We start from the raw sequence: 13892 nt of genomic DNA, 5'->3' as shown, positions 1-13892 counted from the left end.
ACAGCTGTATGTGAGAGAGATCTTGTGAATCTCTCTACTCGATATACGGCGATCTTGCGCCGCGCTCCGTTAAAGCCACTCCACTCTCTTTAAGGCTTCTCTAACCGGCGAAAACATGCCGGCACCGCAAGTTCAGCCAGACAGGCGGAGTACTTCAAATAAGTCAATTTTGGACTACCAAATTATTACAAACGAAATGCGCAGCGCTTTCTAATTTATTTCACTTCTTATGTCATGCAACGTATTGCGGGGATGACCGGCTATTCAACCGCCTTAACAACCCTTTGAACCTTAAGTCATGCTTACAGATATGAATCGACTGATTTCGCGAGAAATTCCGGGTGCGGCACTAGAACAACCGCGGTGTGCCCACCCACACGAGTACCGCTTCTTCGCCGGCGGTATTGGCCCAGGCATGCGGCACCGTGGACTCGTAATGCGCGGTGTCACCCGCCTGCAACACGAACGTCGTACCTTCCAATGTGAGCGATATCTGGCCGCTCATCACATACAGAAACTCTTCCCCTGCGTGCGTCGTGACCTCCGACGGGTGCTGACCCACCGGCATTCTGACGAGAATGACTTCCAGCTTGCTGCCGACCGACAGGTTCGTCAGCCGTCCAAAGAGATTCGCGCTTCCGTCGAAGCCGAAGTACTTCAATTCATTGCCCCTGCGCACCGACCGGTCTTCGGTCGGCGTGTCGACGAAGTACTGCACCGTGACACCTAATGCTCGTGCAATACCTACCAGCGACGTGATCGACGGCGTTGCATGACCACGCTCCACCTGCGACAGAAAGGGTTTGGAAATACCCGCAGTCTTTGCCACTTCATCCAGCGTGCGCTTGAGCCGTTGGCGAAGCGCGCGGATTTTGCTTCCTATTGAGACTGCTACCTGTGCCTTGTTATCGAGTGGCAAAACCATAGCAAGACAGAATCCCGTAGTCAAAAATAGTTTGATAGAAGCTAATTAAGTTCCATGATTTGCAACACTCTCCGTGAAGCACGCTGGATAAGCGTGATGAGATGCCGCCACGAAACGTTCTATCAGGTTGGTTGACCTGAGACGCCCATGCTCTCCGTAAGCCCCGCGCTGGTTGCGCGTTCAACCTTGTCCAGGCAGCGGCGAGTGCGTGGACACTATTCGGCGAGCGCGCCTCCCCGGAGATCATCGAGGATTGCTTCGAGCGCGCGTCGCCAGATCAAACACGATGGCCAAACAGCGTCTACTTCGACGCCACTAGTACCCACAAACGGGCGAGATCGGCAGAACCGTCCGTGCCCTTCACCGTACGGAAAGTTTGCAACGCCCGCGCCTTGTCGCCCGCGACGTAGTACGCCACGCCGAGATGCAGCTGCGCCTGATCCGGGTGGTCGAGACCGCCCTTCGCGATTGCTGCTTCCATCGCGGCGAGACCTTGTTTGGCTTGCCCGGCAAACACCTGATTGAAGCCGGCATTCACCGGCGAGACCGGGTTGGCCGGATCGGCCGGCGCTTGCGCGCGTTTCGCCGCGAGTGCCTGCAGGCGCTTCTCGCGATCGGCCTGCGCGTCATGTCCCAGTACGCCGGACGAAAAGCCCTGGTCGATCACCTGTTTGCCTTCGGCGGTTGTGCCCGCAACGATCGCGAGTTGCGTCATCTCCATGTAGTCGTCGGCGGTAGACAACGAACCGGTGGCACGACGCAGACGATACGTATCGATGTCAAGCGCCGACGAATAGCCCGGCTTATTGCGAATCGCCGAGAACATATCGTCCCAATACGACTGCTTCGGATGATAGGCGACCAGCTTTTCAAGCGCGCCGCGGTAGGTCGTGTCGTCCTTCACGCGCTGCGCACAGGTGCCCAGCAATTGCAGTTGCGATTCGTCCGGTGCATGACCGGCACGCGCCTGCGCGTCGATGCCCGGCTTCAGCAAACTGACCACGTTCGTGCAATCGTTCGACAGGTAGTAGGACTGAACCAGCAGCGTGCGCATGTCGGGATCGCCGCCACCCGCTTTCAGATAACGCTGCGCGACTTTCGCCGCTTGCGCGTAGTTCTTTTGCTGGAAGTAGATACCCGCGAGCGCGGCACTGGTACGCTGCTCGTCCGCACCGCTCAATTTGCCGGAGCTCAGCAAGGTTTCGTACGATTGCGCGGCGATACCGTTTTCGCCGGCAGCCGCAGCGGCCGCGCCACGCATCTCTTCGATCATGGTGCTTTCATACGGCGTCTTGCCAGGCACCGCAGCCGCCTGATCGATCTTCGCCAACGCGTCCTTGTACTTGTGCGCGCGATACAGATCCTGCGCGGCGTTCAGCGGCTTCGCCACATCCGGCCGCAAGGTGTCCGCCGCATGAGCGGCGAGCGGCAGTATCGCGAGCGCGGACAGTCCGCCGACAGCGGCCGCAATCACAGCGCGCTTGAAGCGTTGATGGATCGTTAGCATTGCCCTTTCCTATTGCATGTACTGCTCATTGCCGATCAGGCCGATTTTCGTCGCGCCCAGTCGCTGCGCGGACGCCATCACGGCCGCAACATCCTTGTACGGCACCAGCTTGTTAGGCCGAAGATGTATTTCCGCCTGCACCGGTTCCGCCGCTACCTGAGCGAGTCGCGATTCGAGCGCGGCGCGGTCCGGCACCGGCTGACCGTTCCAGGTCGTGGTGCCGTCGAAATCGATGTCGATCTGCACCACTTCCGGCTGCGTGATCGGCGGCGGCGGATTGCCGACCGGCAGATTCATCTTGATCGCGTGCGTCTGGATCGGGATCGTGATGATCAGCATGATCAGCAGCACCAGCATCACGTCGATCAGCGGCGTGGTGTTGATATCGACCATCACATCCGGCTCGCTGCCGCCGCCCGACGATACGTTCATTCCCATTGTCGACTCCTACTTCTGTCGACCGGACTTGGCGCTTTAGCGCTTAGTCCGGTCCCATGCAAAGCTGTCGACCGGACTTGGCGCTTTAGCGCTTAGTCCAGTCCCATGCGAAGCTGTCGACCGGACCTGGCGCTTTAGCGCCTGGTCCGGTCCCATACCAACCTAACCGCCGCGCGCCGGCGGCTCCGTGATAAACGAAACCTTGGCGATACCGGCACGTTCGCACTCGGTGATCACGCGGCCGATGAATTCGTAGCGCGTCAACTGATCGCCACGAACATGCACTTCCGGCTGCGGTGTTTGCACCGAAACGGTCTTCAATCGCGCCAGCAGCGTCGGCCCATCGACCTGCTTCTCGTTCCAGAAGAAATCGCCATCCTTGTTGACCGCGATGACGATGCTCTTCGGCGTGGTCTGCAGCGGCTGGATCGTCTCCTTCGGCAACTGCACCGGCACCGTGTGCGTAACCACCGGAATCGTGATCAGAAAGATGATCAGCAGAACCAGCATCACGTCGACGAGCGGCGTCGTGTTGATACTGGAGATGACCTCGTCGTTGTCGTCCTGCCCGACGCTCATTGCCATGACGGACTCCGCTTATTGGGCCAGCGAGGCTTCACGCGCCGTGGCGCGCGCCGAGCGGCGGCTGCCGGCCAGCAGGACGGTGTGCAGTTGTGCGCCGAAGCCACGCACACGCTCCATCACCGACTTGTTGCGGCGAACCAGGAAGTTGTAGCCGAGCACGGCCGGCACGGCGACCGCCAGACCGATTGCGGTCATGATCAGCGCTTCACCCACCGGGCCCGCGACCTTGTCGATCGATGCCTGGCCGGCAATACCGATTGCCGTCAGCGCGTGATAAATCCCCCACACCGTACCGAACAGACCGACGAACGGCGCCGTCGAGCCGACCGTACCGAGGAACGCCAGGCCGTCTTGCAGACGATTCGACACGTTGGTGATCGCACGCTCGACCGACGTATCGATCCACGTATTGCGGTCCACTGCTTCGAGCAGCGCTTCGTCGTGATGCTCGCCTGCTTCGATCGCGGTTTCGGCGATGAAACGGAACGGCGATGCCTCGTCGAGCAGCTTCGCGCCTTCAGCCAGCGACGGTGCGGTCCACAGTTGTTCGTCGGCGCTCTTCGCACGGCGGTTCGCACGGAACTGCTCGAAAAACTTGGTGATCATGATGTACCAGCTGCCCATCGACATCAGCACCAGCAGGATCAGCACGAAGCGGGCGACGAAGTCGCCGTTCTTCCACAATGCGCCGAGGCCGTACGGGTTGTTGACGGTTTCGGACGCAGCGGGCTGCGGCGGCGGCACGGCGTCGTCGGCGGCCGAGGCCGTCTGCGGCGTAGCGGTGGCAGCGGCCGAAGCCGGTGCGGCGGCAGCCGACGCGGTAGCGTCGCTAGCCTGTGCATTCGCCATATGCGGTGCTACAAAGGTATCCACCGTGGTTACGGCGAACAACAGGGTTGCCGCCAATGCGGCGAGAGTACGCTTCTTCATGCCTGCTCCATGTTCATTAGTACAACTTCTAAACCAAGACTGACAAATCGCTACCGGTACCGAACAGCCTGTGCACTCAGTTCAGGTTAAACGAGAACGGAACTTGCACACGGACAGCCTGGCCTTGGGAAACGCACGTGAACTGCTTGACCGCGTTGAACGCAGCGCGATCCAGTGAAGAATCTTCCGACGACTTGGCAACACGCTCATTCGTGATGTGGCCTTGCGGGTCGACCACGAACTCGATCAGCACATCACCCGTGACGTTGTTTTCCTGCGCCTCTTTCGGGTAATGAATCGACGAGCGAATCTGATCCGAATTCGGGCACACCACGCCAACTTCCGTGCTGACCGGTTTGGTTGGCGCGGGCGGCGCAACCACCGGTGCTGCCACAGCCGGCGCCGACACGACCGGTGCGGACTGGTGCGTGATGGTCTGCTGCGGCGGCGTTTGCACCTGCACTTCCGGCGGCGGCACGAACGGCGGCGGCGGCGGCGCGAATTTCGGCGGCGGCAACTGCACGGTCGGCAACGGCGGCGGCGGCGGTGGCTTCACCGGCTCGATGATCTTCGTTTCAATGGGATGCTGGATGACCTGCACGACCTTGGTGGCAAGGCCATTGACGAGTGCATAAATCAGCACGATGTGCAGGAGCAGAACGGCTGCGATACCGCCGTAGCGGCGTACTGGGGTTTGCTGCTTGCGCCCGAACTCGCGGGGTCGTCCTGGCCTCTGCATCCGGGCCGCTGCTGCCGGAAATTGTCCTTCCACTTTCGTACCCACCTTTACTCCTCCGGCGTGAACCGTCCATTTCTGTAACTGCAGTGCGCTTATGACGCCCCGAAGAGGATTGCCCTTCGGGAACTGCAAACAACTTCCACTTCAGCCGAGCCCGTTGATCGGGCAGTGGTTTGATTTGCAGTGCAAAACGACCGCCGTGCTTTCCAGCTCCGATTCGACGACACGTGCAGCTGCGAGAAACAGCCGCAACGAGTCCCGCGACACTGATCGCTTATTCTAAGTAGAACTACCAATAGATTAATTTCGTCTCGCGGATTTCTCTTTCGCATCCAACGCTGGTGACGAATTGGGCAGGGTCCGCGATAGTGCCTGGAACTTTTTGCGCAAACGTCACATGCGTTTCATGGGAGGCAACGATAGCAGGACAAAAAATGCGCGGTCAAACTTTTTTTGATGGGAGCATACTAAGTTTAGAGAGAACACTCTAACTAATGCCGTATTCGCGACGCTTCAAAGGAATAAGCGCGCCTCGAACAGATGCCGAATCGCCTTTCGCGACTCGATAATGGGAATGCCGCCGCGCATGCGGGGCGCATCAACGGACACTGGAACAGTTCACGCAGCGAGTTCCTGGCAAGGCGAATCGCCTTCCAGACAGGCTTTCCGCGGTGGCTGCGGGACAGCCGAAGCGGATCGGGAACACAGGGCCGACCTGATGATCGGCGGCGGAACGAGGCCGCGGCCGAAGGCGAGAAGATAGCAGAAGGAAAAGCGCGTTTGAAAAAACTTTTTAGCGGTATTTACGACACTCTAAATGCGCCTCCTGGTTACGTCTTTTGTTTCATTACAAATAAGCTTTATTTAATTACATTTTACTAACAACCCAAATAATGACTTGCCGTTAATCCTGCCGGGTTGCGACTATTAATACCCGCTGGGTTGCGACTATTAATTTTTAGCAGGTTGCAACTATTGCTACCGAAACCGCGCACGGCATTTCAGACCGGTAGAGCCCGCGATATCAGACCCACGGGTCTACCCATCGAATCAGCGCGGCGCAACGACTCATTACGCCGCCTTACCGCCTCGGCCTCAACCGTTCGTACCTTCGCCCGCCGCCACCGCCGTGTCGCGCTGTGTCCGGGCCAGCACAGGCCGCAAGGCCACGCCGGTGTGACTGGCTGTGACCTGTACGAGCCCCTCGGGATCCGTGGCAGCGACAATGCTGCCGCCGCCCACGCCGCCTTCCGGACCCAGGTCGATGATCCAGTCCGCCTCGGCGATCACGTCCAGATCGTGCTCGATGACCACCACGCTGTGCCCGCCGTCCGCGAGACGATGCAGCACGCGGATCAGCTTCGCGACGTCCGCCATATGCAGGCCGACTGTCGGTTCGTCCAGCACATACAGCGTATGCGGCGGCTTCTGACCGCGGCGTGTGATGTCGTCGCGCACCTTGCTCAACTCGGTCACCAGCTTGATCCGCTGCGCTTCGCCGCCCGACAACGTGGGCGACGGCTGACCGAGCGTCAGATACCCCAGCCCCACGTCTTTCATCAATTGCAACGGATGCGCGATGTTCGAGATCGGCGCGAAGAACTCGACGGCCTCGTCGATTTCCATGGTCAGTACGTCACCGATATTCTTGCCGCGCCATGTGACCGCGAGCGTTTCGGGATTGAAGCGCTGTCCATGGCACACGTCGCAACCTACCTTCACGTCCGGCAGAAAGCTCATGCCGATGGTCCGCACGCCCTGCCCCTCGCAAGCAGGGCAGCGCCCCTCGCCGGTATTGAACGAGAAGCGCGACGCCGTGTAGCCACGCGCACGCGCTTCGAGCGTGCCCGCGAACAGCTTGCGGATCGCATCCCACACGCCGATGTAGGTAGCCGGACACGAACGCGGCGTCTTGCCGATCGGCGTTTGATCGACCTCGAGCACACGGTCGATCGTTTCCCACCCGGTGATCGAATCGCAGCCTTGCCATGCATGCGTCACGTCCAACGGCACGCGTGGCGCCGAACGTGCCAGCACGCTCGAACGACGATTCGCCGCCGGCTTCTCTTCCGCCGCCGCGCGTGCCCGCCGCGTAGCTGGCGACGACAGCACCGAACGCCCGACCGCATCCAGCAGATTGGTCATCAGCACGTCGCGCGCGAGCGTGGACTTGCCCGAACCACTGACGCCGGTTACCGCGACCAATCGCGACAGGGGAATGCCCACCGTGACATCGCGCAAGTTGTGCAGCTTCGCACCGTGCACGGTCAGCCAGTTCTCCGGCACCGCGGGCGCGCGCTTACTCGCCGCCTTCACTTCGCGACGCGGCTGCAACGGATGCACGATCGGATTGGCGAGAAACTGTCCGGTCAGCGAATCCGGCTGCGCGGACAGATCGCTCACACTGCCCTGCGCGATCAGCGTGCCGCCGCGCTTACCGGCGCCCGGCCCGATATCGATGATGTGATCGGCACGCCGAATCGTATCTTCGTCATGCTCGACGACCACCAGCGTGTTGCCTTTATCGCCGAGCTTACGCAGCGCGTTCAGCAAAATCTGGTTGTCGCGCGGATGTAAACCGATGGTCGGCTCATCCAGCACATAACACACGCCCTGCAGATTGCTGCCCAATTGCGCGGCCAGCCGGATACGTTGCGCCTCACCGCCCGACAGGCTAGGCGCGGCGCGATCCAAACTCAGATAGCCGAGCCCGACTTCTTCGAGAAACTGCAGACGGCTGCCGATTTCGCTAATCACGTCGCGAGCGATTTCCGCGTCGCGCCCCGTCATTTCCAGCGTATCGATCCACGCGCGTGTATCAGACACGGTCCATTGCGCGACGTCGACAATCGCCTGCGCGTTGAACGTCACTGCGCGCGCGGTCGGGTTCAGCCGCGTGCCGTGGCAATCGTGACAAGGTTCGTCGACGAGGCCTTCCGGTTCCTGCTCTTCCGACGGCAAGCTCTGCTCGCGGCCGCGATTATCGTCGACGACGATCGTGTCGTCGTACGCGGCGCGCTGCTCGCGCGTGAGTTCGAGACCCGTGCCGACGCAGGTGGTACACCAGCCATGCTTGCTGTTGTACGAGAACATGCGCGGATCGAGTTCCGGATAACTGGTGCCGCACGTCGGACACGCGCGTTTGGTCGACAGCACCTTCACCGCGCCCAGCTTCGCGGTCGGCTTGCCGCCGCTGATCGCGGCATGCAGACCGTCGAGCGGCGCCAGCAAGTGCATTACGCCCTTGCCGATTTCCAGCGTCTGGTCGAGCGCCTGACGCAGCTCGGCTTCATGATCCGGCGACACGATTAGGTCGGTCACCGGCAATTCGATGGTGTGTTCGCGGAAACGGTCGAGCTTCGGCCACGGGTCCACCGGCACGAATTCGCCGTCCACCCGCAGATGCGTATTGCCGCGCGCCTTCGCCCATTTCGCGAGATCCGTATAGACGCCCTTGCGGTTCACCACCAGAGGGGCGAGGAAGCCGACATGCTGCCCCTTGTGATCGCGCAGCAACTGCGCCGCGATCGACTCGACGCTCTGCGACGTCACCGGCGTGCCGTCGTGAATGCAATGCTGCAAACCGAGCTTCACGTACAGCAGACGCAGGAAGTGCCACACCTCGGAGGTGGTCGCGACGGTACTCTTGCGGCCGCCGCGCGAGAGCCGCTGTTCGATCGCGACGGTCGGCGGAATGCCGTACACCGCGTCGACCTCGGGCCGCCCGGCCGGTTGCACGATGGAGCGCGCATAGGCATTCAGCGACTCGAGATAACGGCGCTGCCCTTCGTGGAACAGAATGTCGAACGCGAGCGTGGACTTGCCCGAACCGGACACGCCGGTAATCACGTTGAATTTGCCGTGCGGAATGTCCACGTCCAGCGCTTTCAGGTTGTGCTCGCGCGCATTGACGATTCGCACCACGTCTTCGCCTTCGATCGCCCGGCGCGCACGCGCCGCGCTCAGCGCCTTTTGCAACGGAATGCCTTGCGATGCCGGTTCGGCCGCCGCGTCCATGGCACGGTCGTATTGCAACAGTGCTTCGCCCGTATGCGATTCGGCGCACTGCTTAACCTCTTCCGGCGTGCCCGCGCACAGCACGCGGCCACCGCCGTCGCCGCCTTCGGGGCCGAGATCGATCAGCCAGTCGGCCGCGCGAATCACGTCGAGATTGTGTTCGATGACGATCAGCGAATGGCCGCTCGCGAGCAGCTTGCCAAACGCCTGCATCAGCTTGGCGATGTCGTCGAAATGCAGGCCGGTGGTCGGTTCGTCGAACATGAACAGACGTTTCGCGATCGGCTTGTTCGCGCTGCGCGCGGTGCTCGCCTGCGCCGATTCCGCGAGGAAGCCGGCCAGTTTGAGACGCTGCGCTTCGCCGCCGGACAGCGTGGGGACCGGCTGACCGAGCTTCACGTATTCGAGGCCGACGTCGACGATAGGCTGCAGCACACGCAACACTTCGGCGTCTTTCGCGAAGTAGGCGGTGGCTTCGCTGACGGTCAATTCGAGTACATCGGCAATGCTCAACGCGCGCGCCAGTTCACCGCGCTCGATCTTCACTTCGAGCAATTCGGCGCGATAACGGCGGCCATCGCAATCCGGACAACGCAGGTACACATCGCTCAGGAACTGCATCTCGATGTGCTCGAAACCCGAGCCGCCGCAGGTCGGGCAACGCCCGTCGCCCGAGTTGAAGCTGAACATGCCCGGACCGTAGCCGCGCTGCTGCGCGAGCGGCGCCTTCGCGAACAGCTTGCGGATTTCGTCGAACGCGCCGACGTAGCTGGCCGGATTCGAGCGCGCCGTCTTGCCGATCGGCGACTGGTCGACGAACACGACGTCCGTGACCTGTTCGGCGCCCGTCAGGCTGCGGAATGCGCCGGGCGATTCCGTGGCGATACCGAAGTGCCGCGCCATGGCGGGATACAGCACGTCCTGTAGCAAGGTGGATTTGCCGGACCCCGACACGCCCGTCACGCAGACGAGCCGCTGCAACGGAATCTCTACCGTGACGTCGCGCAGATTGTGTTCGGTCGCGCCCTCGAGCACGATGCGCGGCGTTTTTGCATCCACTGGCCGCTGTGACCAGTGCGCCGCGTCCGCCACATGCCGGCGACCGCCGAGGTATTCGCCGGTCAGCGTGCCGGACGACCGGATCGCCTCGGGCGCGCCGTCGTAAATGATCGAGCCGCCGCGTTCGCCCGGGCCCGGACCCATGTCGATCAGCCGGTCCGCCGCGAGCATCACCGACGGATCGTGTTCGACCACCACCAGCGTATTGCCCGCGTCGCGCAGCCGATGCATGGCCTCGACGATACGGTTCAGGTCGCGCGGGTGCAGGCCGATGCTCGGCTCGTCGAGCACGAACAGCGTCTTGGTCAGCGACGTGCCGAGTGCCGTGGTCAGGTTGATCCGCTGCACCTCGCCGCCGGACAGCGTGCGGCTTTGCCGGTCGAGCGTCAGATAACCGAGGCCGACGTCGCACAGATACTTGAGGCGCGTGCGCACCTCGGCGAGCAGCAGTTTGAGCGCATCGTCGAGCAACGCGCTCGGCAGGCTGATTTCGTCGAAGAAACGCCTGATACGCTCGATCGGCATCAGCATCAGATCGTGCACGGTCAGACCCGGCAACGCTTCAAGTTGCGGACGGCTCCACTCGACGCCGCGCGGCATGAAGCGCTTGCCTTCCGGCAGCACCTGGTCCGCATTCGCCTTGCTGCCGAGACGCCACAGCAGCGATTCGGTTTTCAGCCGCGCGCCGCCGCAGGTTTCGCACGGCGTGTAGCTGCGGTACTTCGACAGCAGCACGCGGATATGCATCTTGTACGCCTTCGATTCGAGGTACTCGAAGAAGCGTTTGACGCCGTACCAATGCGTTTGCCACTTGCCGTTCCAGTCCGGCGAGCCGTTGATGACCCAGTCGCGCTCGGCGTCCGTCAGCTCGCCCCACGGCGTGCCACGACGGATGCCGGCTTTCGTCGCGTAACGCATCAGATCGTCCTGGCACTCCTTCCACGCCGGCGTTTGCATCGGCTTGATCGCGCCTTCGCTCAACGTCTTGCGGGCGTCGGGAATCACCAGTCCGAGGTCGACGCCGATCACACGGCCGAAACCGCGGCAGACTTCGCATGCGCCGTAAGCCGAGTTGAACGAGAACAGCGCCGGCTGCGGATCGGCGTAGCGCAGATCGCTTTCCGGGCTATGCAAACCGGTGGAGAAACGCCAGATCACCGGCTCGGCCGCCTCGCTCGCCGGTCCTTCCGACGACGCCGGCAGCACGTAAATATTCGCACGCCCGCCGCCGCGCTTGAGCGATGCCTCGATCGCCTCGACCACTCGCTGTTTGTCGACCGAACTCAGACGGAAACGGTCGGCCACCACGTCGAGCAGCTTGCGCCGGCCGGTGGGCGAATCCACCTCGCGCTGCGCCTGGACGCGCGTATATCCGCTCGCCGACAGCCATTGCTCGACTTCCTGTTCAGAAGCGGATTCCGGCAACTCCACCGGGAACGTGACGACGAGACGCGGTTCGGCGCCCTGCTGCGCGGTGCGTTCGACCAGTTCGGCGTAGATGGTTTCCGGCGTGTCGTGTCGCACCAGCAGCGACGTCTGACGGTCGAACAGTTCGGCCGCGCGCGCGTACAGCAGCTTCAGGTGGTCGTTGAGCTCCGTCATGGTGCCGACCGTGGAGCGCGAGCTGCGCACCGGATTGGTCTGGTCGATCGCGATGGCGGGCGGCACGCCGTCCACCCGGTCGACCTGCGGCCGGTCCATGCGGTCGAGGAACTGCCGCGCGTAGGCGCTGAAGGTTTCGACGTAGCGCCGCTGCCCTTCCGCGTACAGCGTGTCGAACACGAGGCTCGACTTGCCGGACCCGGACGGGCCGGTGACAACCGTCATTTCGCCGGTTCGTACGTCGAGATCGACGTTCTTGAGGTTGTGCTGGCGCGCGCCGCGAATCTGAATGATGCCGTTAGATGCCAATTTTTCGACCGTTTGAAGGAGTGGGCCACCTCTCACGGACGCCTCGCGACCGCGCAAGTTCGGTGCAGTTGAGCCGGCGGGGACACACGCCAAAGCCCGGGTTGCAACGGGATACTATACTGTATATTTATACAGTTTTCCATGACACGAGCGAGCCGACCAGTCGGTCAGCAAGCGTCGTGCCGTTGTGAGAACAGAGAGTGGGATGCGCCGGAACCGGCGTCGGGCGCAACGGAAACCGAATCGGGCCGGCGCGCAATAAGGCGCCGGTGCGGCTGGCCTAGCCGAACACGCCTTCCACGCAAGTACTAACCCGCGTGCCCGCACCCCGCGCGTAAGCCACGCAGCGGCGCGCGAGCACGTCGGTCGGATCGACGAAGCGCACCGTCTGCCCGTCTGGGCCAACGCCCTCACCGCCCGGCGCACCGTCACGCATCAACAGCGGCAACTCCGTGCAGCCCAGCACGATGACCTGCACGCCTTGCGCGACCAGATCGTCGATCGCCGCCGCCAGATCCTCGCAACACTCGCCAGACCTCAGCCCCGCCTTCGCGCCGTTCGGTCCGTAAATCGCGTTCATCAGCCGCGCCTGCGCGGGCGCGCGCGGCGCGATCTGCACGAAGCCGCTCGCTTCGAGCGCGGTTTCGTAGACGCCGCTGGCGAGCGTGCCCGTGGTGGCAAGCACGCCGATCTCACGCACGTCGGGAAAAGCGTCGCGCAGATAATCGGCGGTACAGGTCAGCATATTCACGATCGGAATGGTCAGCGACGGCTGGATCTGTTCGACGAACGCATGCGCCGTATTGCACGGAATCGCGATCAGATCCGCGCCGCCGTCTTCGAGCGTCTTGCAGGCGGCGTAGAGCGCGAGCGTCGGATCGGCGCCGCGGCCGAGCAGCGCGTCGGTACGGTCCGGAATCTGCGGATTCTGCTCGACCATGATCTTGATGTGATCCTGGTCGCGCGCGGCGGGCGTGTTGCGCACCAGCTTGCTCATGAAATCGACGGTGGCCGCCGGGCCGACGCCGCCCAGCACGCCCACCTTGAAGCGCCGCTCCGGCTGCGTAAATTGCGCCGCGGCAACGTAACGCGCGTAGACCAGATTGGCGTCGACGAGCGGCACCGGTTGCGTGTCGAGCGCGCGCGCCACCAGCGCGATTTCCGCGAGACCCGGCACGATAATCTCGGCGCCTTGCGCGACGAGATCGGCGCAAGCCGCGCGCAGCAACTCGATCGGCTTGCCGTAGCAATGACCGCTGCGGATGCCCGCGTCGCCAAACACCGCGCTCGTCACGCAATCGACGCCCGCTGCATTGAGCGGATGCAGCACGTCGAAGCGCGCGGCGTCGAAATAGCGCTCAAAGAGACCGTTGTCGCGGATCGCGTCGGACGTCAGCACGCCGATCCGGCGCACCGAGGGAAACGCCTGGCGAACATGCGCCGACAGCGCGCTCATGATGTTCGCGACAGGCAGCGCAACGTTCGCCGACAGTTCGTCGATAAAGGTGTGGCTGAGGAAGCACGGCAGAACGATCGCATCGACGCCGCGTTTTTCGAATGCGCGCAGCGTGTCGAATACGTGAATCTTGAAGCCGGCGTTCGCCGCGCTCTGCGAAGCCGGACCTTGCCAGCTCCGCTCCTCGAGCACGAGATCGAACGGCTTCACCGCGCCGGGCCGTTGCCAGGCCGCGCTCATCCGGCACAAGACGTCGGCGCTGGCGAGTTGCGCCGCGCCGGTCACAACGCCCAGCGAACGATAGCGATTCATGATGACCTTCCCC

9 protein-coding genes are annotated in these 13892 nt (G+C 62.5%); 1 reads left to right on the top strand and 8 read right to left on the bottom strand.

The features are described from left to right. Positions 1-349: 349 nt before the first annotated feature. The 6 genes from B0G83_RS32175 to B0G83_RS32150 all read right to left on the bottom strand — a co-directional run bounded on the left by B0G83_RS32175 (position 350) and on the right by B0G83_RS32150 (position 5124). A complete protein-coding gene (locus B0G83_RS32175; protein ID WP_105511375.1) occupies positions 350-925 on the bottom strand; it encodes a helix-turn-helix domain-containing protein in 576 nt (191 codons plus the stop codon). Between the two features lie 301 nt (positions 926-1226). Further along, positions 1227-2432: a lipopolysaccharide assembly protein LapB gene (locus B0G83_RS32170; RefSeq protein ID WP_105511374.1), complete on the bottom strand. Its 1206-nt coding sequence runs from the start codon at positions 2430-2432 to the stop codon at positions 1227-1229. Positions 2433-2441: 9 nt separating this feature from the next. Beyond that, positions 2442-2870 (bottom strand): biopolymer transporter ExbD, encoded by a 429-nt coding sequence (locus B0G83_RS32165; RefSeq protein WP_035551441.1) that lies wholly within the window; start codon positions 2868-2870, stop codon positions 2442-2444. Between the two features lie 162 nt (positions 2871-3032). Beyond that, positions 3033-3455, bottom strand: coding sequence for a biopolymer transporter ExbD (locus tag B0G83_RS32160; RefSeq protein ID WP_105511373.1), 423 nt, complete (start codon positions 3453-3455; stop codon positions 3033-3035). Between the two features lie 12 nt (positions 3456-3467). Beyond that, positions 3468-4385 (bottom strand): MotA/TolQ/ExbB proton channel family protein, encoded by a 918-nt coding sequence (locus B0G83_RS32155; RefSeq protein WP_105511372.1) that lies wholly within the window; start codon positions 4383-4385, stop codon positions 3468-3470. Positions 4386-4461: 76 nt separating this feature from the next. Next, complete coding sequence (locus tag B0G83_RS32150; RefSeq protein ID WP_105511371.1) at positions 4462-5124, bottom strand: energy transducer TonB; 663 nt, start codon at positions 5122-5124, stop codon at positions 4462-4464. A 540-nt stretch (positions 5125-5664) separates the two neighbouring features. Here B0G83_RS32150 and B0G83_RS38335 point away from each other — a divergent pair. Beyond that, complete coding sequence (locus B0G83_RS38335; RefSeq protein ID WP_146120327.1) at positions 5665-6006, top strand: hypothetical protein; 342 nt, start codon at positions 5665-5667, stop codon at positions 6004-6006. Positions 6007-6219: 213 nt separating this feature from the next. Here the strand turns inward: B0G83_RS38335 and uvrA are convergent, their stop codons facing one another. Then, positions 6220-12111 (bottom strand): excinuclease ABC subunit UvrA, encoded by a 5892-nt coding sequence (gene uvrA, locus B0G83_RS32145; RefSeq protein ID WP_105511370.1) that lies wholly within the window; start codon positions 12109-12111, stop codon positions 6220-6222. Positions 12112-12391: 280 nt separating this feature from the next. Further along, positions 12392-13879, bottom strand: a complete 1488-nt coding sequence (locus tag B0G83_RS32140) for an amino acid racemase (protein WP_105511369.1) — start codon at positions 13877-13879, stop codon at positions 12392-12394. Between the last annotated feature and the right edge of the window lie 13 nt (positions 13880-13892).

Source organism: Paraburkholderia sp. BL21I4N1, assembly GCF_002973525.1.
In the GTDB taxonomy this organism is placed as follows: Bacteria; Pseudomonadota; Gammaproteobacteria; order Burkholderiales; family Burkholderiaceae; genus Paraburkholderia.
This window is presented reverse-complemented; position numbering and strand designations above follow the sequence as displayed.